20 protein-coding genes and 1 tRNA gene are annotated in these 23463 nt (G+C 64.0%); 15 read left to right on the forward strand and 6 right to left on the reverse strand.

Features of this window, described 5'->3' with window-relative positions:
* Window positions 1-146: 146 nt before the first annotated feature.
* From LQ952_RS11035 to LQ952_RS11045, 3 genes are all read left to right on the forward strand, one after another.
* On the forward strand, window positions 147-2402 hold the full coding sequence (locus LQ952_RS11035) for a S8 family serine peptidase (protein ID WP_238622696.1): 2256 nt from the start codon (window positions 147-149) through the stop codon (window positions 2400-2402).
* 405 nt (window positions 2403-2807) lie between these two features.
* On the forward strand, window positions 2808-5633 hold the full coding sequence (locus tag LQ952_RS11040; protein WP_238622697.1) for a hypothetical protein: 2826 nt from the start codon (window positions 2808-2810) through the stop codon (window positions 5631-5633).
* Window positions 5634-5689: 56 nt separating this feature from the next.
* Window positions 5690-7423 (forward strand): hypothetical protein, encoded by a 1734-nt coding sequence (locus LQ952_RS11045; RefSeq protein WP_238622698.1) that lies wholly within the window; start codon window positions 5690-5692, stop codon window positions 7421-7423.
* Window positions 7424-7567: 144 nt separating this feature from the next.
* Here LQ952_RS11045 and LQ952_RS11050 read toward each other — a convergent pair.
* Both LQ952_RS11050 and ispB read right to left on the reverse strand, forming a co-directional pair.
* A tRNA-Pro gene (locus tag LQ952_RS11050) sits at window positions 7568-7644 on the reverse strand.
* An 83-nt stretch (window positions 7645-7727) separates the two neighbouring features.
* On the reverse strand, window positions 7728-8696 hold the full coding sequence (gene ispB, locus LQ952_RS11055) for an octaprenyl diphosphate synthase (protein ID WP_238622699.1): 969 nt from the start codon (window positions 8694-8696) through the stop codon (window positions 7728-7730).
* Window positions 8697-8863: 167 nt separating this feature from the next.
* Here ispB and rplU point away from each other — a divergent pair, with 167 nt between their 5' ends.
* The 4 genes from rplU (at window position 8864) to proB (ending at window position 11746) form a co-directional block, all read left to right on the forward strand.
* Window positions 8864-9175 carry a 50S ribosomal protein L21 gene (gene rplU, locus LQ952_RS11060; RefSeq protein WP_238622700.1) on the forward strand — a complete coding sequence of 104 codons (312 nt, stop codon included), beginning with the start codon at window positions 8864-8866 and terminating at the stop codon, window positions 9173-9175.
* Window positions 9176-9192: 17 nt separating this feature from the next.
* Window positions 9193-9450, forward strand: a complete 258-nt coding sequence (rpmA, locus tag LQ952_RS11065; protein ID WP_008931406.1) for a 50S ribosomal protein L27 — start codon at window positions 9193-9195, stop codon at window positions 9448-9450.
* A gap of 162 nt (window positions 9451-9612) precedes the next feature.
* The gene (cgtA, locus tag LQ952_RS11070) at window positions 9613-10647 is read left to right on the forward strand and encodes an Obg family GTPase CgtA (protein WP_238622701.1); all 1035 of its coding nucleotides are present in this window, start codon (window positions 9613-9615) and stop codon (window positions 10645-10647) included.
* On the forward strand, window positions 10619-11746 hold the full coding sequence (proB, locus tag LQ952_RS11075) for a glutamate 5-kinase (protein WP_238622702.1): 1128 nt from the start codon (window positions 10619-10621) through the stop codon (window positions 11744-11746). Before cgtA ends, proB begins: the two co-directional genes overlap by 29 nt.
* A 100-nt stretch (window positions 11747-11846) precedes the next feature.
* Here proB and rpsT read toward each other — a convergent pair whose 3' ends face one another.
* Complete coding sequence (gene rpsT, locus LQ952_RS11080; protein ID WP_238622703.1) at window positions 11847-12107, reverse strand: 30S ribosomal protein S20; 261 nt, start codon at window positions 12105-12107, stop codon at window positions 11847-11849.
* Window positions 12108-12327: 220 nt separating this feature from the next.
* Between rpsT and LQ952_RS11085 the strand changes: the two genes are divergently transcribed.
* The 7 genes from LQ952_RS11085 to ispH all read left to right on the forward strand — a co-directional run bounded on the left by LQ952_RS11085 (window position 12328) and on the right by ispH (window position 20387).
* Entirely contained in the window at window positions 12328-12861 is a 534-nt protein-coding gene (locus LQ952_RS11085; RefSeq protein WP_238622704.1) for a DsrE family protein, read from the forward strand.
* A 96-nt stretch (window positions 12862-12957) separates the two neighbouring features.
* The gene (gene murJ / locus LQ952_RS11090; RefSeq protein ID WP_238622705.1) at window positions 12958-14511 is read left to right on the forward strand and encodes a murein biosynthesis integral membrane protein MurJ; all 1554 of its coding nucleotides are present in this window, start codon (window positions 12958-12960) and stop codon (window positions 14509-14511) included.
* A 65-nt stretch (window positions 14512-14576) separates the two neighbouring features.
* Complete coding sequence (gene ribF, locus LQ952_RS11095) at window positions 14577-15533, forward strand: bifunctional riboflavin kinase/FAD synthetase (RefSeq protein ID WP_238622706.1); 957 nt, start codon at window positions 14577-14579, stop codon at window positions 15531-15533.
* A 12-nt stretch (window positions 15534-15545) separates the two neighbouring features.
* The gene (gene ileS / locus LQ952_RS11100) at window positions 15546-18368 is read left to right on the forward strand and encodes an isoleucine--tRNA ligase (RefSeq protein WP_238622707.1); all 2823 of its coding nucleotides are present in this window, start codon (window positions 15546-15548) and stop codon (window positions 18366-18368) included.
* A gap of 33 nt (window positions 18369-18401) precedes the next feature.
* A complete protein-coding gene (gene lspA / locus LQ952_RS11105) occupies window positions 18402-18920 on the forward strand; it encodes a signal peptidase II (RefSeq protein WP_274522003.1) in 519 nt (172 codons plus the stop codon).
* Window positions 18917-19351: an FKBP-type peptidyl-prolyl cis-trans isomerase gene (locus LQ952_RS11110; RefSeq protein WP_238622709.1), complete on the forward strand. Its 435-nt coding sequence runs from the start codon at window positions 18917-18919 to the stop codon at window positions 19349-19351. Before lspA ends, LQ952_RS11110 begins: the two co-directional genes overlap by 4 nt.
* Before the next feature lie 91 nt (window positions 19352-19442).
* Window positions 19443-20387: a 4-hydroxy-3-methylbut-2-enyl diphosphate reductase gene (ispH, locus tag LQ952_RS11115; RefSeq protein WP_238622710.1), complete on the forward strand. Its 945-nt coding sequence runs from the start codon at window positions 19443-19445 to the stop codon at window positions 20385-20387.
* A gap of 132 nt (window positions 20388-20519) precedes the next feature.
* Here the strand turns inward: ispH and LQ952_RS11120 are convergent, their stop codons facing one another.
* The 3 genes from LQ952_RS11120 to LQ952_RS11130 form a co-directional block, all read right to left on the reverse strand.
* On the reverse strand, window positions 20520-21773 hold the full coding sequence (locus LQ952_RS11120; RefSeq protein ID WP_238622711.1) for an ammonium transporter: 1254 nt from the start codon (window positions 21771-21773) through the stop codon (window positions 20520-20522).
* A 36-nt stretch (window positions 21774-21809) separates the two neighbouring features.
* A complete protein-coding gene (gene glnK, locus LQ952_RS11125) occupies window positions 21810-22148 on the reverse strand; it encodes a P-II family nitrogen regulator (protein WP_238622712.1) in 339 nt (112 codons plus the stop codon).
* Between the two features lie 71 nt (window positions 22149-22219).
* Complete coding sequence (locus LQ952_RS11130) at window positions 22220-22930, reverse strand: TorF family putative porin (RefSeq protein ID WP_238622713.1); 711 nt, start codon at window positions 22928-22930, stop codon at window positions 22220-22222.
* Between the two features lie 264 nt (window positions 22931-23194).
* Between LQ952_RS11130 and LQ952_RS11135 the strand changes: the two genes are divergently transcribed.
* Window positions 23195-23463, forward strand: a 269-nt coding sequence (locus LQ952_RS11135) for an accessory factor UbiK family protein (protein ID WP_238622714.1), incomplete at its 3' end; no start/stop codon positions are given.

Consider the following 23463-nt stretch of genomic DNA (forward strand, 5'->3'; position numbering starts at 1 on the left):
TGTGGTGTCATAAAGTCACATGGGTGTCGGAACATCATCTTGCAGAAGTTACCATGTCCGGCAAGCAGACTTCCTCCCTACGTCATGCAAAGATATCCGGTCCGACAGCGAACATTCGATCTCTCCACACCAAGGGACATCCAGCCTTGAGAAGATCCCTAGAGTACATGATCCTTTGCCTGTGCCTGCTGGCGCCCGCACTGTCTGGACAGGAATCGGCATCGTCCCAGCATCATCAGGGCGACGCCGTCATCCCTCTCACCCGAGATGACATGGCGGTCGAAGCAGACGATATCCTGATTCGACTCCGGGATGAAACGACTGCCTTTGTCATTGCCACCCATCGGGATGCCCTGGGACCGCGAACCCTGCGGCGGGGATGGCGCCGCGCACAAATACCGCCCGGCATGGATCTGGAGTCCGCGATTCTCTGGTACCGCCAGCAACCCGGCGTCGCCCATGCCGAACCCAATTACCGCATCCGCCTGACCGCCCTGTATCCCAACGACCCCCTATTCAGTGACCAATGGGCCCTGTTCGACACTGAAAACCCTCATCATGTCCGAGCACCGGGAGCCTGGGGCCTATCCACGGACGCGACGCAGATAGTGGTCGGCGTACTCGACTCGGGGATCGACCATGGGCATGAAGACCTGCGCGACAGCATCTGGCAGAACCCGAACCCACAGACCGAGGCCGACTGTCCCGGGCGCCGGTCCGAAGGCCTGGAATGCTACCCGGATGACCACAACGGCTGGAGCTTCGTCAGCAACCGTTCAGCCAACCCTCCCGGCAACGATGCGATGGATGACAACGGCCACGGCACCCATGTCGCCGGCATCATCGGCGCCCGCGGCGACAACGCGCTGGGGATCACCGGCATCAGCTGGCAGGCAAGCCTGTTGCCGCTCAAGTTCCTGGCGGCAGACGGCACCGGGCACGTCTCCGATGCGGTCGAAGCCATCTACTATGCCGCCGAGGCGGGGCGGGCACATATCATCAATGCCAGTTATGAGTACCGCGGTAACTCCCAAGCGGAGTATGAGGCCATTGCCTACGCCCGCGAACAGGGCGTCATCCTGGTGGCGGCGGCCGGCAACAGCGGCCTGGACCTGGATCAGTCCCCGGTCTTTCCCGCCGCCCACCGGCTGGACAACATCATCGTGGTCTCAGCCAGCACACGCACGGGCACTCGGCTACGCTCAAGTAACTTCGGTGCCGATACCGTTCACCTCTCCGCACCCGGTCAGGACATCCTCAGCACCTGGCCGACGACGAGAAACTGCAGCAACTCACCGGCGGCGGGCTACTGCCGCCAGACCGGCACCTCCATGGCCGCACCCATGGTCACCGGTGCGGCCGCCCTGCTCTGGGCCCATGACCCGGCACTGACACGGGCGGACTGGAAGCGGGTGCGGGAGCGGGTGTTACTGACGGTCGCGCCCACGGAACCACCTCACCCCACGCTCACCGGCGGCCTGCTCGATCTCTCCGCACTACTCCACACCGATCCCGCCACCCTGCCCCCGTTTCAACCCACCCATCTGCAAGGTACCGGCACCTCGTCGGGGGTACAACTGGAGTGGCTGAACAATAGTCCGCGGACGGATTATCTGGAAATCCAGCGTTGCCTTCGGCATCAGACAGCCGAGGGAAGGTGTGAAACCAACGACTTCCTGCCTCTGGTGACACAGGCTGACGGCCAGTTGACACAGTACCTTGACTCATCCGCCACGCTCTCGGAGGCCACCGCCTACGAGTATCGGATACGCGCCGGAAACAACGCGGGACTGTCGAGCTGGTCTCCCGCCCTGAGCCTTGAAACGCCGCCCCTGCCCCCTTCCGAATTGACGGTGGAATCCACGGGGCAAGGCATTCGTCTGCGCTGGCGCAACCACCCAGAACACGCAGAACACGCTCAGTGGCTGCAACTGGACCGACGCATCGGCAACAGTGCCTATCAGGCGCTGGCACGCCTTTCACCCCAGGCCAACACCTATCTGGACCCGGTGGGCGACATGGGAAATGTCCAGTTACGCTATCGACTTTGTGCCGGCCATGATGCCACCGGCTGCTCCGAATACCTGTTCAGCCGTGCCGTTTCCACCGTTCCCGGCAACGACGGCAGGACCAGGGACGCCAGCAGTGATGACAGAGAGCGGTGCCTGGTATCCGCCGCGCTGGGAGGTAGCCGGCATGCCCGGGCGGAAACCGCACTGGCCGAACTTCGCAGATTCCGGGATGAAAAACTGGCCGCAACCGACTGGGGAAGACAGATCATCGCCCGGTACTACCACATCAGCCCGACCCTGGTCCGGTGGATGGATCGACATGCGGCCCTGGAAAGCCTGGCCAGCGGCGGGTTCATGGCCCTGGGACTGGCATTGAGAGAAATTTCCTGACTTTTCAAACCCATGCCTCAAGAGGTTTACAAAGAGTCGACACCCTGAGCCATCAGGGTGACAACCGGTCGACTGTCCGTATGCGCCGACCACGCTCATAGTCGTGGGCCATGCTCTTCGTCCACGCCATTAAGGGTGTCATACCGATTCGAACCCGCGCCAAGCCGGGTTTGGATTACTGCCTCTTATCCTCGCACACATCAACAGAAGCGCCGCTTATCGGCACATACCCCCCTTTTGTCTCCAACTCATGGGGACATGGGGAACTCGGTGCTAGCTATTTAGCAGAGTCCGGCTTTTTCGGCGCTTTTTCACGCTCGCTCCCGCGTTTTTCTCAAAGACACCCGCTTTCGCCAGACAAAATCGGGTGTCGTACATGCCTCGGCCATTAAGGAGACACACCCGATGACCGTACCAAATCAAAGAAACAGGGCAAGATTCACGCCCCATGGCGCGATCACCGCGCTCAAGATCAGCAGCTCACTGGCGCTGATGGTCACACTGGCCGCGTGTGGCGGCGGTGGTGGTGGTAATGACCCAAAACCAGAGACCCCCACTCCGGGAGAACCGCCGGTATCATCGGCCGGCACCGCATTCCAGGTATCCGGCCAGATCATCGCGGGGGATGATCGCAGTGGTGCCGCCGGCGCCACCGGTGCCATTGCCTCCCAAGCCACGATGGGCGCGCGCAATCTGCGCGCGGCGCCCATCGAGGATGCCACCATCCGCGTCTGGCTCTACAACGGCTCCACCAGGGATCCGGCCAATCGGCTCAACGATGAGCCCGTCACCGGCACCACCGACGAGAACGGTCGCTTCACCCTGATCGTACCCGAAGCGTTTGGCAACGCCGACCGGATCCTGGCGGAAGTCGTTCGTGAAGGCTACATCCAGACCAGCCGAATCTTCCGCGACCTGCAGCCCGGCACCCAAGTCACCCTGGATCTGGCACTGGCGGCGGAGCAGGTGGCCGTGCAGGCCGTGGACAACGTGGTCTTCAATGCCAGCGGACAGGCCGTCCTGCAGTTCGGCGTGGTACGCCGGGGTGACGGCAGTCGTGCCGTCGTGGCCGGCGGGGCCTTGGCCGCCGCCAGCGACGATGATGTCGAGGTACAGCTGGAAATTCCGGCAGCCCGAGTGGGTGAGGGTACCAGCGCGGTGACCGCCGCCATGGCCTACTTCGATCCCAGCGAGGCCGCCGACGCGGAGGCCTTCCCCGGCGACTTTGTCGGCACCGGTAATTTCGGGGCCGAACTGGACGGCGTCACCCTGGACCCGGACGCCATCGGCAGCGGTAGCGCTTCCGGGGCACAGGAAGTGCCTGAAGAGTATCGTCTGATTTCCACCGCCTTCACCCAGTTGCGCCTGTCGGATCAGAACGGCAACAACCTGGCGGTGGACTTCGGCAACGACGACCCGGCCATTGCATCGGAGGGCAACCCGTCGGTGCTGCTGCGCGTCCCCCCCGGCACCTACAACACCATCACCCAGGACCATAATGAAGACATGGACGGCATCCAGGTCCCCATCTACCTGTACACCGGCGGAAGCTGGAAATATGCCGGGCCGGCTACCCTGGAGACGGACCGTAACGGTACCCTGTACAGCAGCGGTGTCGTCAACCCGGTGGTCTTCGATGGCACCCTCTACGCCCGCCTGGAGATCAACGACGGCAACAGCTGGGTCAGCTGGCTGAACATCGACTGGCCCATCGTGGTCGGTGATGTCACCGATTACTGCGCCGCGGCCGACATCCGCTTTGGCCAAGGCGATGCCACCACGCCCTTCAGCGGCACGGTGAACATCTCGCTGCCGGATGGGGGCCGCCAGTGGACCCATGTGAGCAACGGGCAGCTGCGCTTCACCACCCTGGCCGCCGACAATCTCTCCCTGAGTGGCTGGGAGTTCACCCTCTGGAACCCCAGAGCCCTGCGGACGGAAACCCTGGCGATCACGCCGAGCCAGGGTACTGACTGCGCAGCGTCGACCATCACCCTGGAAAACCCCTATACCTGTCGTCTGGAAGGTCAGGTCCTGCGAGGGGACACACCGGTCGCCAACCGCTCCGTCACCGCCCAGGGCGGCCGTTTCTGGCAATCCACTCGTTCCGGTCAGGATGGGGGATTTGACTTTGATGTGCCCTGCGGCGTGGACATGAACGTACGTACGGGCAATGTCCAGGCAGACTTCAACGTCAACGGCACACTCACCAATCCGGAGCTGACCGACGACGGCATCACCGTCGAAGTGGCCCTGGAGGTGCCCAATCAGGCACCGACCCTGAGCATGTCCGCTCCCGCCACGGGCATTGTGGGCCAGTCCCTTGGCCTGCAAGTGACCGCCTGGGACGCCGACGGCGACGCGGTCACCCTGACCTGCGTCAGCAATAATTGCGGTGATTTCACCTCGCAGACCGCGGAAGGCGGCTACCTCAGCCGCACCATCCGGTTTGCACCAGAGGCGGCCGGCGAACTGACCGTGACCCTGGAAGCCACCGACAGCCAGGGCGCCAGCTCCGGCGAACTCAGCCGCACGATCCAGATCGATCCGATGGAGAACCGCACCCCGCGCATCACCCGCATCAGTCGAACCATTGAGGGACAGACACAGACCACGGACCTGCGCTGCAGCGGCACCAGCTTCAACCTGAGCTGTGTGGACAACGGCGTCCGTGAAGGCAGCGATGTCACCTACACCGCCTATGCCCATGACCCGGATGGCAACGCCCTGAGCTTTGACTGGACTCAGGGTGAACAGCCCATGGCGGTTTCGGTTCAGAGCGATGCCTTCACGATCATCGATGCCGCCAGCGGACGGATCACGGTGACGGCCAACGATGGCCAGGCTACCGCCACGGCCACCATCAACCTCACCGTGGTGGAAAATCAGCCACCGGAGATCCTCTCCGCCTCGGTCACCCCCAACACCGTTCCCGCCACGGAAACGGCGCCCGAGCGCAACGCACAGGCCATCCACCTGCGGGCACGGGCCATTGATGACTTCACCGCGGATAACGACCTGGAATACTTCTGGGACGTGATGCTGGATGACGTCGTGGCCTGGCAGGGTGAAGGCGCCGAAGCCACCATCCCGACCGGAGAACTGGCACCGGCACTTAAGAATTACACCGTCAGACTCACAGTGGTCGATCATGAAGGTGCCGAAACCACCCGCGATCTCAGCCTGCGGGTCACCGCCGACCGGGCCGATGTGGAGGTGATCATCCAATGAGCATCCATACACAGACACCGCCCACTCTGAAAGCTCAGAACAAGGAGACAAGGGCCATGCAGACGCAGATCCCTTTCCGCAAGACCCTGCTGGCCACCCTGGTGGCCGCCGGGATCGGCCTGACCGGGTGCAACTCCGACACCGGCAACACCCAAGCACAGTCAAACGCCAACCTGCCGGGCAGTGCCGTGGTGGCGGTCAGCGCCAGGCTGCCGGGCAGCGGCGATGCCCAGGCAAGCTACATCGATCCCGCAACCCAATTGATCGAGGTCCGTGCCTTCCCCTTCCCCTACGGCTCCTGGGATGAACTGGCGGAGCGCCTCGGCGACTTCGACCATGGCTACCATGGTGACCAGGAAGGGCTTTGGATAGACCGGGAAAATCCGGTCAACAGGACAACCCTCACTGCCGACAATCCCCGCGGCGAGATCGCCCTCACCCCGGGCACCTACCTGATCGTGGCCGACAGCTGGTCTGATGGCGACACATCGGGCGACCCCCTCTCGCGCAGCGCGACCCTGGTGAACCTGGACCAGGGCGAGCATCAGGTGGCGTTGAACATGCTGCGCGCCACCTGGGGCATCGACGGCACCCTCAACCTGCAGGAACTGAACAATGCCCGGGGGTTTGACTGGGCGCCGGGCCGTGCCGGCACCCAGAGCCCGGCGGCGATGCTGGGCCTGGGCAACCGGCTCACCGGAGTACACATCCTGTTCAAGGGCGGGGACGAGCACCATTACGACAGGGAAGACAGCTTCTTCGGCCCGGAATTCCTGCCGGGCCTGTCCCAGGGCGTGGTCTGGCGCACCAATACCGACCGAGGTTGGGTAACACCCGGCTGGGGCTGGGATGAGGCATGGGACGAAGACGACGAATTCAACGATGAAGAATCCGTCGGAATCTACTGGTACGTGGGCAGTACCGGCGCCCTGCTCCAGGACTATGCCCCGGAATCCGGCAACCGGGCCTTCGTGGTGCTGCCCGAGATGTATATTGAGGCCTCTCGCGACAACCGGCAAGAGGATGAACGGCAACGGCGGGAAGCCGGCCTGTTCGCCCTGAGCCTCCCCATGCTGGAAATGCTTGATGGAGACAACGAGTACTCCAGTACCTACCAGACCCAGGTCTGCGACCCGGACGGTCTCAACTGTGGATTACGCTGGGTCGCCTGGCAGGAGGTGGATCAGGACCTGTCGGATCTTCCCTTCGATCCGGCCACCTTGCCGGCAGGGGCCATCACCAATGGTGACACCATCGAGGTGACCTTGGTCGAATGGCAGGACCTTGACTGGGTCACGGACGGAACATGGGTGGAAAGGGACGCCCCCCCCACTCTGGATCGGGATGCCCCGAGTCCTGCCCGGGTCGCGGCCGCCGCCCAGCGCCAGGCCCATCAGGCGGACAAGCAGACGCGTCTTGGCCAGGCCCTGCAACGGGCCAGGTTTGCCCAGCAGCAGGCCCCCGGCAGTGCCGTCACCAGCAATTGTTATACCATCGCGTTCGAGGACCTTTACTGGGATGCCCAGTTCATCTGGGACGAGGGACGTGGTCGGTGGATACCCGGCACACTGGAGTGGTCACCCTCCGGTCAGATTTTCCATGAAAATCAGTTCCGTGACCCGGAAACCGGGGAGCTGCAGGACACGTTCTTCGCCGAGACCAGCAGTGGCGAGACCCGTGCCTGTGTCCACGAAGTCACCCTCAAGGCCAGAGAGCTGGATGCCGGCTTCCAGGAGAGCTTCTCCGGATTTTCCGGTAACGGCTCTGACACCACCCCGATATTTCGGTGACGCCGCCCCCGAAACCTCACGGGGCTAGCCACTGACATTCCGACGACACCAGGCCCGGCTCAGTCCGGGCCTTTTTTGCGCGTGGATGGATTCACGATCGCACAAAAAAGCCCCGACACTTTCGCGTCGGGGCTTTTTCGATACTGGTCGGAGTGAAAGGATTCGAACCTTCGACCCCCGCCTCCCGAAGACGGTGCTCTACCAGGCTGAGCTACACTCCGTAAACTGACTCTCGGGCCGTTGGCCCCGGGAAGCTGCGTATTCTGCTACGAGACGCGTAAAAAGTCCAACATCTCATTCAATGCTAGAACACCCGCCCCACGGAGAAATGGGCCAGGGCCGCCATGGCATCCCGGTGGGGGCTGGGGGGCAGCACCGACAGGCTCTCCACCGCCCGCTGGGCCTCGGCCTCGGCCACCTGGCGGGTGTAGTCGATGGAGCCGGTGGACTGGATGACTTTGAGCACCCGGTCCGCATGCTCCCGCCCGCCCTGCTCGATGGCTTCGCGGATCACGGCGGTGTCCTCGGCATTGCCCACCCGCATGGCGTGGATCAGCGGCAAGGTGGGCTTGCCTTCGGCCAGGTCGTCCCCCATGTTCTTGCCCATCTCCTCACTGCTGCTGCTGTAGTCCATCACGTCGTCGATGAGCTGGAAGGCGGTACCCAGATGCATGCCGTAGGCCGCAAGGGACGCTTCCGCCGGATCCGGCAGCTCCGCCAGCACCGGCCCCAGACGACTGGCGGCATCGAACAGCTTGGCCGTCTTGGACTGGATCACGTGCATGTAGCGCGCTTCCGTGGTGTCCGCGTCGTGGCAGTTGATGAGCTGCATCACCTCGCCCTCGGCGATGGTGCTGGTGGTATGGGAGAGGATCTGCATGGCGCGCATGTTGCCGATGGCCACCAGACGCTCGAAGGAACGGGAATAGAGATAGTCCCCCACCAGGACGCTGGCCTCGTTGCCGAACAGGGCGTTGGCCGTCTCGCGCCCCCGGCGCAGTTCCGAGGCGTCCACTACGTCGTCATGCAGCAGCGTGGCGGTGTGAATGAACTCGATCACCGCCGCCAACTCGATGTGATGTCGGCCCTGGTAGCCACAGGCACCGGCGGAAAGCAGCACCATCATGGGCCGCAGCCGCTTGCCGCCGCCACTGATGATGTAGTGGCCCAGCTGGTTGATGAGCACCACCGGAGAGGACAGCAGCTCCAGGATGCAGGCATCCACCGCCTTCATGTCATCGGCGATCAGGTCGCGAATCTGGTTAAGGTCCATGGGTGGTAATCGTTCGCTCGGGCAGGAAACCTCGGGCATGCTAGGAAGCGAGCTGTTCAGTGTCAAGGCGTGTCCTGGGGTTTTGGTGTTTTCAGTATTTGACCACTGCTTGCGGTCAAGGTAAACTTCCGCGTCTTTGGATTCGACCCTTTCTGGAGATCAACAAGATGTACGCGGTTATCGCTACCGGTGGCAAGCAGTACCGGGTTGCCCAAGGTGACGTGATCCGGGTCGAGAAGCTCGACGCGGAATCCGGCGCCTCAGTGGAATTCGACAACGTCCTGCTGGTCGGCAGCGGCGAAGACGTCAAGGTTGGCGCACCCTTCGTGGAAGGCGGCAAGGTGACCGCGTCCGTCAAGTCCCATGGACGTGCCGACAAGGTGGAAATCATCAAGTTCCGTCGTCGCAAGCACTCCCGCAAGCACATGGGGCATCGCCAGCATTTCACCGAGGTGGAGATCACTTCCATCTCCGGTTGATGAAGAGGTAACTTGAAATGGCACATAAGAAGGCAGGCGGCAGCACCCGTAACGGCCGCGACTCAGAGAGCAAACGCCTTGGCGTCAAGCGCTTCGGCGGTCAGATCGTGCTCGCGGGCAACATCTTGGTTCGTCAGCGCGGCACCCAGTTCCACCCCGGGGTGAACGTGGGTTGCGGCAAGGACCACACCCTGTTCGCCAAGGCGGACGGTAAGGTGGTGTTCGAGACCAAGGGCCCCAAGAGCCGCAAGTTCGTGAGCGTGGTGCCGGCCTGATCGGCCACCCGTAGGGTCGAGACACACCCTCGAAAAGCCCCGGTTTCCGGGGCTTTTTTCGTACCAGACCCTACCCCGCCGGCCTGACAGACCCGGCCCGATGGGACTATCATCCCGAATGATTACCCACCTCCAACCACCCCCACTCTACCCGGTCATGCCATGAAATTCGTCGACGAAGCCACCATCAAGGTCAAAGCCGGGGACGGCGGCAACGGCTGCGTCAGCTTTCGCCGTGAAAAATACGTGCCCTTCGGCGGCCCCGACGGCGGGGACGGCGGGGACGGCGGCTCCGTCTACCTGGTGTCCAGCCACGACTTGAACACCCTGGCGGACTTCCGCTTCCAGCGTTTCTATGAGGCCCAACGGGGCGAAAACGGTCGCAGCCGCAACATGACCGGCCAGTCCGGCGCCGACCTGGAGGTCCCGGTACCCATCGGCACCCTGTGCTACGACGCGGAGACGGACGAACTCATCGGCGACATGGTGGAACACGGCCAGCGCCTGCTGGTGGCCCAGGGCGGCTTTCACGGCCTGGGCAATGCCCGTTACAAGAGCTCGGTGAACCGCGCCCCGCGCCAGTCCAAGCCCGGCACCCCCGGGGAACTGCGCCAGTTGCGCCTGGAATTGAAGGTGCTGGCGGACGTGGGCCTGCTGGGCCTGCCCAATGCGGGTAAATCGACCCTCATTTCCCAGGTTTCCGGCGCCCACCCCAAGGTGGCGGACTACCCCTTCACCACCCTGCATCCCAACCTGGGCGTGGTCCGGGTCGGTCCGCTGCAGAGCTTTGTCATGGCCGATATCCCCGGCCTCATCGAGGGTGCCGCGGAAGGGGCCGGCCTGGGCATCCAGTTCCTCAAGCACCTCTCCCGCAACCGGCTGCTGCTGCATCTGGTGGACATGGAGCCACCGAATCCGGAAGACTCCCCGGCCCGGGCAGTTCACATCATCGAGCACGAGATGGGACAGTACGATCCGGAACTGCTGGAACGCCCTCGCTGGCTGGTGATCAACAAGGTGGACCTCATCCCGGCCGAGGAGCGGAAGGCCCGCTGCCGGGCACTGGTGGAAGCACTGGAGTGGACCGGACCGGTGTTCCCCATCTCTGCGGCCACCGGCGAGGGCACCGAGGCCCTGGTACAACATGTCATGAGATACCTGGAAGAACATGGCACCGACACGTCAACAACTGGGTAAGGCCCGCCGCTGGGTCGTCAAGATCGGCTCGGCCCTGATCACCGATGAAGGCCGGGGCCTGGACCTGCCCGCCCTGGAAGACTGGGCCGAACAGGTGGCCCGACTGACCCAGGCCGGCCACGAGGTGGTGCTGGTGTCATCCGGCGCCGTGGCCGAAGGCATGAGTCGCCTGGGCTGGACCGAACGTCCCCACGCCCTGCATGAACTGCAGGCTGCCGCCGCCGTGGGCCAGATGGGTCTGGTGCAGGCCTATGAAAGCCGCTTCCAACGCCATGGCCTCCACGCCGCCCAGGTACTGCTCACCCACGAGGACCTGGCCGACCGACGCCGCTATCTCAATGCCCGCAGCACCCTGCGCACCCTGCTGCGCCTGGGGGCCATCCCGGTGGTCAATGAAAACGACACCGTAGCCACGGAAGAGATCCGCTTTGGTGACAACGACACCCTGGCGGCCCTGGTCTGCAACCTGGTGGAAGCCTCGCTGCTAGTGATCCTCACCGATCAACAGGGCCTGTTCGATCGTGACCCACGCACCCGCCCTGACGCCCAACTGGTCACCGAGGGCTTGGCCTCGGACCCGGAACTGCTCAAGCTGGTGGCCCCCACCTTCGGCCGCCTGGGCCGGGGCGGCATGGCCACCAAGCTCACCGCCGCCTCCCGCGCCGCCCGCTCCGGGACCCACACACTGATCACCTCCGGCCGCAATCCGGCGGTACTGGAGCGCATCGCCGCCGGCGAGGAACTGGGCACCCTACTGCGTCCCGACCGGGAACCCATGGCGGCCCGCAAGCAGTGGATTGCCGGACAGCTGGTCTCCAAGGGGGAACTGATCCTGGATGCCGGGGCGGCCCGAGTGATCCGCGAGGCCGGCCGCAGCCTGCTGCCGGTAGGGGTGACCCATGTAAAAGGCCGCTTCTCCCGGGGCGACGTGGTGACCTGCCTGGATCCGGACGGCCGGCCGGTGGCCAGAGGACTGGTGAACTATGCCGCGGACGAGGCCCGCCGGATCATGCGCCGCAAGGCGGAGGAGATCGAGTCCATCCTGGGGTATGTGGATGAGCCGGAACTGATCCACCGGGATAATCTGGTACTGGTCTAGCGACGGGGAGAAGGGAGCAAAAACAGGAAAGCCCGGCATTGCCGGGCTTTCCTGGTACATCAATCATCACGGCCGGGAAGTAGAACCCGACCCGCCGGTATTACATCTGGCGGATGCGGGTGTTCAGACGGCTCTTGTGGCGAGCGGCCTTGTTGGCGTGGATGATACCCTTGGTGACGGTCTTGTCGATCACCGGCACGGCGGCCTGGTAGGCGGATGCAGCACCGTCCTTGTCGCCGGCACGCACGGCCTTCAGCACCTTCTTCACGGCGGTGCGAAAGCGCGAACGCGTAGCCATGTTGCGCTGGCGATTGGTCTCGGCCTGGCGGGCACGCTTGCGAGCGGAGGCGATGTTAGCCAAGGTGAATCTCCTGAAAAATCGGGTCAGTTCCGGAAAAGGACGGGAGTTTGCATGGAATGCAAGGGGATGTCAACCACGGCGCATGCCGGGCGATGCCGGCGGGTATGGTACCGCAACGATGGCTGCCATGGGTACCGTCCCGATGATCGCACGCCGGATTGCCCGAAATATTGAACAACAACGCCCACAGAAGGCAAGCACCACCAGAGGAGCACACACCATGTCGCACCCAACGCAATCCCCGGCCACCGCACGCCTGCGCGCCACCACCCCGGCCTGGCTGCTGCTCGGCCTGCTGGCCGTCACCTTAGCGCTGCCGGCCTGGCAGGCCCACGCCGCCGAGCCGGAGGCCCGGGTAGTCTATCACGCCGACTTTGCCGATCCGCGCCGCTTCAGCGCCATGCTCACCAGCATCAATAACATGGTGGTGCATTATGAGAACCAGTTGACCGATCACGATATCCGCATCGTCTTCGTCGCCCACGGCATCCGCTTTCTCACCGACGCCCCCATGACCGGCACCCCCTTTGCCGAGGATGAGGCCCTGGCCGCCCAGCGGGAGAACCTGAAGGGACGGCTGGGGAGTCTGGTGGCGGTGCACGGGGTCAGGCTGGAGCTGTGCGACATCACCCGCGGCTCGGTGAATCTGGACCGCGATGCACTCCACGAGGGCGTCACCTTGGTGCCTTCCGGGGTGGTTCGCATCGCCGAGTTGCAGAACCGGGAGGGGTTTGCCTACATCAAAATCGAATGAGCTACGGATGCACCCCGCCCTTCGCGGGGTGCATCCCACACACCGGCGCCGTGATCCGGTATCGTATCGTCCCCGGTCCCACCCATCACCCGCCCCATGAGCCGACTCATCAAATCCACCGCCGTGGTCAGCGGCATGACCCTGATCTCCCGCCTGTTCGGCTACCTGCGGGACATGGTGCTGGCGGTGAACTTCGGCGCCAGCGGCGCCACCGACGCCTTTTTCGTCGCCTTTCGCATCCCCAATTTCCTGCGCCGCCTGTTCGCGGAAGGGGCCTTTTCCCAGGCGTTCGTGCCGGTGTTCGCGGAATACCGGGAAAAACGCGGCACGGCGGAACTCAAGGATCTGCTCAACCACGTCAGCGGCGCCCTCACCCTGGTGCTGTTCCTGGTCACCCTGCTGGGCGTACTGGCGGCCCCGCTCCTGATCAGTCTGTTCGCGCCGGGGTTTCACGGCGAAGACGGGCGCCATGCCCTGGCCTCGGAGATGCTGCGCATCACCTTCCCGTACCTGCTGTTCATTTCCCTGACCGCCATGGCCGGCGGCATCCTGAACAGTGTAGGGCGCTTCGCCGTGCCCGCCCTCACCCCTGTGTTCCTGAACCTCTCTCTCATCGCCGCCGCCATCTGGGGGGCGCCTCTGTTCGCGGAGCCGGTGGTGGCACTGGCCTGGGGGGTGTTCATCGCCGGGGCGGTGCAACTGGCCTTCCAGATCCCGTTCCTGATGCGTGTGGGCCTTTTGCCCCGACCGCGACTGAAACGGGCCCATGACGGGGTCCGGCGTATCGGCCGGCTCATGCTCCCCGCCATCTTCGGCACCTCGGTGGTGCAGATCAATCTGCTGGTGGACACCCTGATCGCTTCCTTCCTGGCAGCCGGCTCCATCACCTGGCTGTACTTCTCGGACCGGTTCGTGGAGTTGCCCCTGGCCCTGTTCGGCATCGCCATCGCCACGGTGATCCTGCCCCGTCTGTCCCGGGAGCATGCCGGCGAAGACCCCATGGCCTTCAGTCGCACCCTGGACTGGGCACTACGGCTGTCACTGCTCATCGCGATCCCCTGTGCCCTGGGCCTGATCCTGCTGGCGGCACCGATCCTGTCCAGCCTGATCCAGTACCAGGAATTCCTGGAGAGCGACACCCGCATGGCGGCCATGTCCCTGATGGCCTACGCTGCAGGCCTGCCGGCCTTCATCCTCATCAAGATCCTGGCCCCGGGCTATTTTTCCCGACAGGACACGAAGACACCGGTGAAGGTGGGCATCATTGCCATGTTGGCCAACATGGTTCTGAACCTGATCATCGTGGTGCCCTGGGTCTTCATGGATTGGCCGGGTCCCCATGCCGGCCTGGCCCTGGCCACGTCCCTGTCGGCCTACCTGAACGCCGCCCTGCTCTATCGGGGCCTGCGCCGGGACGGGGTGCTGCAGATCCTGCCGGGCTGGTCGGGGTTGTGGTGGCGGCTGATCCTGGCGACGGGACTGATGGCGGGGCTGCTACTGATGCTCACCCCGGAATCGTCTCAGTGGAGTGCCTGGATCGCCCGGGAACGGGTACTGATCTTGCTGGGTCTGATCGGCCTGGGCGCGGCCGCCTATGGCGGGGCACTGATCGCCACGGGGGTCAGACCCAGGGCCTTCCTGCTGAAATGACCCCCGCAAGCCTGTCAAAGCCCGGCCGCTCCTTAGTATACTCAGCCCTTTTGCGACCAACTCCCATGGAACTGATTCGCGGTGCCCACAACCTGAGGTCCCGCCACCGGGGCTCGGTGGTCACCATCGGCAATTTCGACGGTGTCCACCTAGGGCACCAGGCCGTGCTCGGGCAGCTGGCCGAGAAGGGGGCGGAACTGGGCCTACCCACCACAGTGGTGAGCTTTGAACCCCTGCCCCGGGAATACTTCATGGGGGGCAACGCCCCACCCCGGTTGCAGCGGTTTCGGGACAAGCTCCTGGCCATGCGCCGCTTCTCCGTGGACCGCCTGTTGTGCCTGCGCTTTAATGCCGCCCTGGCGCAGATGTCCCCGGAGGATTTCATCCGCATCCTGCTGGTGGAAAAACTGGGGGTGCGCTATCTGGTGGTGGGAGATGATTTCCGCTTCGGCAGAGACCGCAGCGGTGATTTCCAGACCCTGAAGGCCGCCGGCAGGCAGCATGACTTCGAGATGGCCCACATGCACACCTTCCACATCGACGGCGAGCGGGTCAGCAGCACGCGCATCCGCCACGCCCTGGGCCTGGGTCACATGACCGAGGCGGAAAAACTCCTGGGGCGCCCCTACCGCATCAACGGCCGAGTGGCCCACGGCGACAAGCGGGGCAGACCCCTGGGCTTTCCCACCGCCAACCTGCGCCTGGGACCAAGCCCCATGGCAGTGCGCGGGGTCTATGCGGTCGAGGTCTTCGGCCTGCCGGGGGAACCCCTGCAGGGGGTGGCCAATGCGGGCACCCGCCCCACTCTGGGCGGGATACAGAACCGACTGGAGGTCCACCTGTTCGACTTCGACGGGGACCTCTACGGCCGCCACCTTCACGTGGACCTGCTGCACCGCCTGCGGGACGAACAACGCTTTCCTTCACTGGAGGCCCTGCGCGAACAGATCACACTGGACGCGACACAGGCCCGGCAATTCTTCGCGGCCCCCACACCACCGGCGCCACGCGGGACCGACTGAGGTAATACGACATTGGCTGACTATAAAGATACCCTGAACCTGCCGCAGACCGACTTCCCCATGCGGGGCAACCTGGCCCAGCGGGAACCCAAGATGCTGGCCGACTGGCAGCAGCAGGATCTGTACCGGCAGATCCGCCGGGTCAGCGAGGGCCGTCCCCGCTTTGTCCTGGCAGACGGCCCGCCCTATGCCAACGGCGACATCCACATCGGCCACGCGGTCAACAAGATCCTCAAGGACATCATCGTCAAGAGCCGCACCCTGGCGGGCTTTGATGCCCCCTATGTCCCCGGCTGGGACTGCCACGGCCTGCCCATCGAACTGCAGGTGGAACGCAAGCTGGGCAAGGCCGCCCGCGGCGCCGATGCCGCCGGCTTCCGCCAGGCCTGCCGCACCTATGCCCATGAGCAGGTGGATCGCCAGCGGGAGGACTTCAAACGCCTGGGCGTGCTGGGCGACTGGGACAACCCCTACCTGACCATGGATTATCAGGTGGAAGCGGACATCATCCGCGCCCTGGGGACGATCATCGAACGCGGTCACCTGCTCAAGGGCGACAAGCCGGTGCACTGGTGTGTGGACTGCGGCTCTGCCCTGGCCGAGGCGGAAGTGGAATACGAGGACAAGACCTCTCCCGCCATCGACGTACGTTTCCGCACCCTGGACGACGAGGACGTCCTGCGACGTCTCAACGTGCTGGACGACACCGCGGCCGGCCCGGTCTCGGTGGTGATCTGGACCACCACCCCCTGGACCTTACCCGCCAACCAGGCGGTGGCCCTGCACCCGGAACTGGAATACGCCTTGGTGGCGGTCGACGGCGAACGCCTGCTGCTGGCCCGGGACCTGGTGGAAGCGGCCATGCAGCGCTACGGCTTCGAGGACTGGCGCATCGTGGGCCATGCCCGGGGCGCCCTGTTTGAGGGCATGCTGCTGCAACACCCCTTCTATGACCGTCAGGTACCGGTGATCCTGGGGGAACACGTCACTCTGGAAGCGGGGACCGGCGCCGTTCATACCGCGCCCGGCCATGGCCAGGACGACTACGTGGTGGGCAGCCGCTACGACCTGCCGGTGGACAACCCGGTGGGTGGTGACGGCCGTTTCCTGCCCGGTACCGAGCTGTTCGCCGGGGAAAGCGTGAACGAGGCCAACGGCCATATCCTCCAGGTACTGGAGGAGAGGGGCATGCTGGTGAAGATGGAGAAGATCCGCCACAGCTACCCCCATTGCTGGCGCCACAAGACCCCCATCATCTTCCGTGCCACCCCCCAGTGGTTCATCAGCATGGACAAGGCGGAACTGCGGGAAACCGCACTGACCGCCATCGACAAGGTGCGCTGGGTTCCCGACTGGGGCCGCGCCCGCATCGAGGGCATGGTGGCCAACCGCCCCGACTGGTGCATCTCCCGTCAGCGCAACTGGGGCGTGCCCATCCCCTTGTTCGTCAACAAGGAAACCGGCGCCCTGCACCCGGATACGCCCGCCCTCATTGAGGCCGTCGCCCAACGGGTGGAACAGGCAGGCATTGAGGCCTGGTTCAGCCTGGAGCCGCAGGAACTGCTGGGCGATGACGCGGACCGCTTCGACAAGCTGGGCGACACCCTGGACGTGTGGTTCGACTCCGGCGTCACCCATGCCACCGTCACCGAACGCCGGACCGGGCTGGGCCTGCCGGCGGACCTCTACCTGGAAGGCTCCGACCAGCACCGGGGCTGGTTCCAGTCCTCCCTGCTTACCGCCGTGGCCATGCGGGGCGAAGCCCCCTACAAGGCGGTGCTGACCCATGGCTTCACGGTGGATGCCCAGGGGCAGAAGATGTCCAAGTCCAAGGGCAACGTGGTGGCACCGCAGAAGGTGATGGACACCCTGGGGGCCGACATCCTGCGCCTGTGGGTGGCGGCCACCGACTACAGCGGCGAGATGGCGGTTTCCGACGAGATCCTCAAGCGTACCGCCGACGCCTACCGGCGCATGCGCAACACCGCCCGCTTCCTGCTGGCCAACCTCAACGGCTTTGATCCGGCCCAGGATCTGCTGCCCCCGGAACAGATGCTGCCGCTGGATCGTTGGGCGGTGGATCAGGCCCTCAAGGTGCAACAGCATGTGACCCAGGCCTACGAGCGTTACCAGTTCCACCAGATATACCAGCGGGTCCACAATTTCTGCTCGGTGGAGATGGGCAGCTTCTACCTGGACGTGATCAAGGACCGCCAGTACACCACCCAGGCGGACAGTCGCGCCCGCCGTTCGGCCCAGACCGCCATGTACCACGTGGTGGAAGCCATGACCCGCTGGCTGGCACCCATCCTGAGCTTCACCGCCGAGGAGATCTGGCACCACATCCCCGGGGAGCGTCCGGCCTCGGTGCTGCTCACCACCTGGTATGAACATCTCTCCCCGCTGCCGGAGGACGGCCCCTTGAGCGCCGCCGACTGGCACCGGGTACTGGAAGTGCGTCAGCTCGTCAGCCGGGAACTGGAAAAGCTGCGGGCCGACGGCAGCATCGGTGCCTCCCTGGACGCCGAGGTGGACCTGTACTGTGACGGTCCCCTGGGGGAGATCCTGTCCCGCCTGGGTGATGAACTTCGGTTCGTGCTGATCACCTCCTATGCCCGGGTGCAGGGCCGCAGCCAGGCCTCGACGGACGCCGTAACGACCACCCTCCCGGAGGGCGATGTCCTGGCCATCCGGGTATCCCGATGCGAACATCCCAAGTGCCCCCGCTGCTGGCATCACCGGGCGGATGTGGGCGCCGATGCCGGGCACCCCGAACTGTGCGGACGCTGCGTGGAGAATGTCGCGGGCACGGGGGAGCAACGGGCCTTTGCCTGATCGACACACCGCCCTCACCCCATCCCCTCTCCCTTGGCGGGAGAGGGGCGCCAACAGAAAACGGAAAAAAACATGATCAAATGGCTATGGCTCTCCTTCGCCGTGATCGTCCTGGACCAGATCACCAAGCGGATCGCGGAATACCAGCTGGTGCAGTTCGCCCCCATGGAGATTCTGCCGTTTTTGAACTTCACCCTGGTCTACAATCAGGGGGCGGCCTTCAGCTTCCTCAGTGACGCCGGCGGCTGGCAGCGCTGGTTCTTCACCCTCCTCGCCATCGGCGTGAGCATCATTCTGGTGTGGTGGATGGCCAAGCTCCAACGGGAAGAGGCCGGCACCGCGGCGGGTCTGGCGCTGATCGTCGGCGGCGCCATCGGCAATGTCATCGACCGGATCTGGCATGGCCACGTGATCGACTTCATCGACATGCACTATGCCGGCTACCACTGGCCCGTGTTCAACATCGCCGACAGCGCCATCACCGTGGGCGCCGTCTGGCTGATTGCCGCCAACCTGCTGCAGGGGGCCAACCCCCCGCCCAAGGCCTCATGATCCGCCCCGGCAGCCGGGTCCGCATGCATTTCCGCCTGTGCCTGGAAGACGGCGCGGTGGCGGACGATACCCGCACGGACGGGGGCGAGCCGGTCACCTTCACCGTGGGCACGGGTGAACTCCTGCCGGGCCTGGAGGCCGTGGTCATGGGCCTTGCCGCCGGTGACCATCGCACGGTCACCCTGCCCCCGGAACAAGCCTACGGCTTTGCCTCGCCTCGGGCAGTGCAGACCTTGGACCGTGACGATTTCCCCCCGGACCTGCCCCTCAAAGAAGGCTTGGTGCTGGGTTTCGATACCCCCACCGGGGAGCAGATCCCGGGGCTGATCCGCGAGCTGCGGGAAGACGGCGTGACGGTGGACTTCAATCACCCCCTGGCGGGACAAACCGTGACAGTGACGGTGGAGATCCTGGCCGTGGACACAAAATAGCCCCGCCCACAGAGGAAATGGGGTCATTCGAAGCCGATGGGCAACTGTTGTACACTCGACCCCCGCCAACACACAGCCATCGGGCCTGACCATGCACATCCTCCTCGCCAATCCTCGCGGATTCTGCGCCGGCGTCGACCGGGCCATCGAGATCGTCGAACGGGCACTGGATCTGTTCGGCACCCCTATCTACGTCCGTCACGAAGTGGTCCATAACCGCTACGTGGTCAACGAGCTGCGGGAAAAGGGTGCCATCTTCGTCGAAGAGCTGGACCAGGTCCCGGATGGGGCCACCGTCATCTTCAGCGCCCATGGCGTGCCGCGCACCGTCCGCGACGAGGCCCGTCGCCGGGGCCTGCGGGTCTTCGACGCCACCTGCCCGCTGGTGACCAAGGTCCACATGCAGGTGGCCCGCCACGCCGCCCGAGGCGAAGAAGTGGTACTCATCGGCCATGCCGGTCATCCCGAGGTGGACGGCACCCTGGGCCAGTATGACCGCAGCCAGGGCGGCGAGATCTATCTGGTGGAAAACGTCGAGGCCGCCTCCCGGCTGGACGTGAAACACCCCGAAACCCTGGCCTACGTGACCCAGACCACCCTGTCCATGGACGACACCCAGGGCATCGTGGACGCCCTGCGGGCGCGCTTTCCCCACATCCAGGGCCAGCGCCGGGACGACATCTGCTACGCCACCCAGAACCGGCAGGACGCCATCAAGGTCCTGGCCGCCGAATGCGACCTGATCCTGGTGGTGGGTTCTCCCAACAGTTCCAACTCCAACCGGCTGCGGGAGATCGCCGAAAAGCTGGGGGTGGAGGCCTACCTGATCGACGGTGCCGAAGACATCCGGCCCCAATGGCTGGAAGGTCGCCGGCGGGTCGGCGTCAGCGCCGGCGCTTCAGCGCCGGAACTGCTGGTGCAACAGGTGCTGGACCACCTGCGGCCCCTGGGCGTGGACACCATCGTGGAACACCAGGGACGCCCGGAAAAGGTGACCTTCTCCCTGCCCAAGGAACTGCGGACCCAGGCAGGCTGACCCCCTTCACGTCCTGATCCGGCCCGGTCTGTACGGCTGCTTTGCCACACCCTTGAAGAAATCTCTGCGGTTAAAAAAAAGCGGGCGCCGATGGCGCCCGCAGTCATCTCACTCACACTTCAAAAGAGGCGTTTACTTGCGTCCTGCGGTGAACTCCGGATAGGCCTCCAGGCCGCATTCGGCGATGTCCACGCCCTTCAGTTCATCCTCTTCGCTGACACGGATACCCATGGTGTACTTGAGGATCAGCCAGAAGATAATGCTCATGATGAAGACGAAGGTGAAGATGGACAGGATACCCACCAGCTGAGCCACGAAGCTGGCGTCCGGGTTGGACAGCAGCACCGCGAACACACCCCAGATACCCGCCGTACCGTGAGCGGAGATGGCGCCGGCCGGATCGTCGATCCGGATCTTGTCCAGCAGCACGATGGAGAACACCACCAGCACGCCACCGATGAAGCCGATGGTGGTGGCCAGCAACGGATGGGGCATCAGCGGTTCCGCCGTGATGGCCACCAGGCCGGCCAGGGCGCCGTTCAGCCCCATGGTGAGGTCGGTCTTGCCGAACAACAGGCGGGAGGTGATCAGGGCCGCTACCACACCGCCGGCGGCGGAGAGGTTGGTGTTGGTGAAGACGCGGGCCACGGCATTGGCGGATTCTACATCGGATATCTTCAGCTCGGAGCCGCCGTTGAAGCCGAACCAACCCAGCCAGAGGATGAAGATACCCAGGGTGGCCAGGGGCATGTTGGCACCCGGCAGGGCGTTGATCTGCCCCTTGGGACCGTACTTGCCCTTACGTGCGCCAAGCAGCAGGACACCGGCCAAGGCCGCCACCGCACCGGTCATGTGCACGATGCCGGAACCGGCATAGTCCAGGTAACCCAGCTCACTCAGGAAGCCGCCGCCCCAGCTCCAGAAACCCTGGAAGGGGTAGATGAAACCAGTGAGGACCACGGCGAAGATGAGGAATGCCCAAAGCTTCATGCGCTCGGCCACGGCACCGGAGACGATGGACATGGCGGTAGCGACGAAGACCACCTGGAAGAAGAAGTCCGACAGGTTGGAGTAGTAGATCTCGCCGTCGCTCAGCAACACTTCCTCAACGGAGTTATCCACACTGCTCAGCAGCGGCATGAAGCTCGGGATGAGGGAGTTGAAGCCGTCCCCGTACATGATGTTGTAGCCGATCAGCATGTACATGATGCAGGCGATGGAATACAGCGCGATGTTCTTGGTAAGAATCTCCACGGTGCTCTTGGAGCGGACCAGGCCGGCCTCCAGCATCGTGAACCCTGCGGCCATCCACATGACCAGCGCGCCGGATACGAGGAAATAGAACGTATCCAGGGCGTATGCAATTTCTATGACTTGGCTTTCCACGGTATGTCCCCCGCCGACAGTGGTCGGCTTATGGTTTTACAGTGCGTCGGAACCGGTCTCTCCGGTACGGATGCGAATGGCCTGCTCCAGCGGGAAGACGAAGATCTTGCCGTCCCCGATCTTGCCCGTATTGGCCGACTTGCTGATGGCCTCGATGACCTGGTCCACCAGGGCAGTGTCGACGGCCACTTCCAGCTTGACCTTGGGCAGGAAATCCACCACGTACTCGGCCCCCCGATACAGTTCCGTGTGACCCTTCTGGCGCCCGAAGCCCTTGACCTCCGTGACGGTGATGCCCTGCACCCCGATCTCGGAGAGCGCCTCGCGCACGTCGTCCAGCTTGAACGGCTTGATGATGGCAGTGACTAGTTTCATGTCGGGTGCTCCCGGGAAACGGCCCGCGTCCGGCAGGCCGTGTCCTGATGTGATTGAGAGATTCCTGGTTCTCAGAAGCTCATGACGAAGGAGACGTTGAAGCGCGGGTCGTCAATATTTCCACCGTTGTCATCAATGTCGTTCTGGGTGTAGGCGAAGGTGAAGTCACCCATGGAGGTAGCCTTGGTCAGGTAGAGGGACCACCAGGTGTAATCGTCCCAGTCACTCTGATCCCAGGCGACATGACCCACGGTAGCGCCCAGGGTCATGTCGGTCATGACGTCAAAGGCGTAACCCAGCTCATAGAAGATCGTGCCTTCAAAGTCACTGTCGTCGGCATTGGTCAGGTAGTTGATCATGCCGTACAGCCCCATGTAATCCAGGGCGCCGTAGATCTCGCCCAGATCGGCGTCATCCAGGCTGGGATAGGCATAGTAGATGTAGCCCACGTCGAACCCGACGCCGGAGGCACCGATTTCACCGGCGACACCGAAATAGGCGTCGATCTCGTAGCCGGCACCACTGTTACCATCGTCATCCTCGCCAAAGTCCACATTGGAGGCCCAGGTACCGATGTAGAAACCGCCTTCATGTTCGAAGTCCAGCCCACCCTGGACTGCCGCCTGATCGTCGGTCTGGGTCACACCACGGAACAGATAGTTGCTGGTGAAGCCGATGTTGGCGCTGATCTCGGCGGAAGCCGTGGACGTCACCAGTCCACCGGCCAGCAGGGCGGCGGTCACGGCGCTGGTAATGGCGGCCTTCTTGAACGTGCTGTGCATGTGTCGATCTCCTGAGCTAATGGTTTTTGCTGTGGTTGAAAAAGTGCTTCAACGGAGCAATAGCAGGGAGCGTGCCAGTTTTTTTTATCCTTTATTTCAAGAGATTGGAAACACACGAAAATAATCGCCCCAGGCAGACGCGCCGTTTTGGGCAAATGCACCCCATGGACGCACCAAAATGGGGCGAACCCCCGCCACTCCCCCATCCCTGCCGAGACGACTAGAATGGGGATCAACACACGCAAGACCACGGAGGTAACCGCCATGATCGACAGCAAGACCCTGGATGAGATGGCACGCAAGCTGAGCGGCATGATGCCCGAGTCGGTGCAGCACGTTCAGTCGGATATCGAGAAGAACCTGAAGGCCGGTCTGTCCGGCGCCCTCCAGCGCATGGATCTGGTGACCCGGGAAGAATTCGAGGTTCAGGCCGCCCTGCTGGAGCGCACCCGCGAGCGCCTCTCCGCCATGGAGGCCAGAGTCAAGGCCCTGGAGAAGGAATTCCTGGTCCCCCGCACCCGGGGGGACGACAA

Source organism: Ectothiorhodospira lacustris (genome assembly GCF_022227785.1).
Classification (GTDB): domain Bacteria; phylum Pseudomonadota; class Gammaproteobacteria; order Ectothiorhodospirales; family Ectothiorhodospiraceae; genus Ectothiorhodospira; species Ectothiorhodospira lacustris.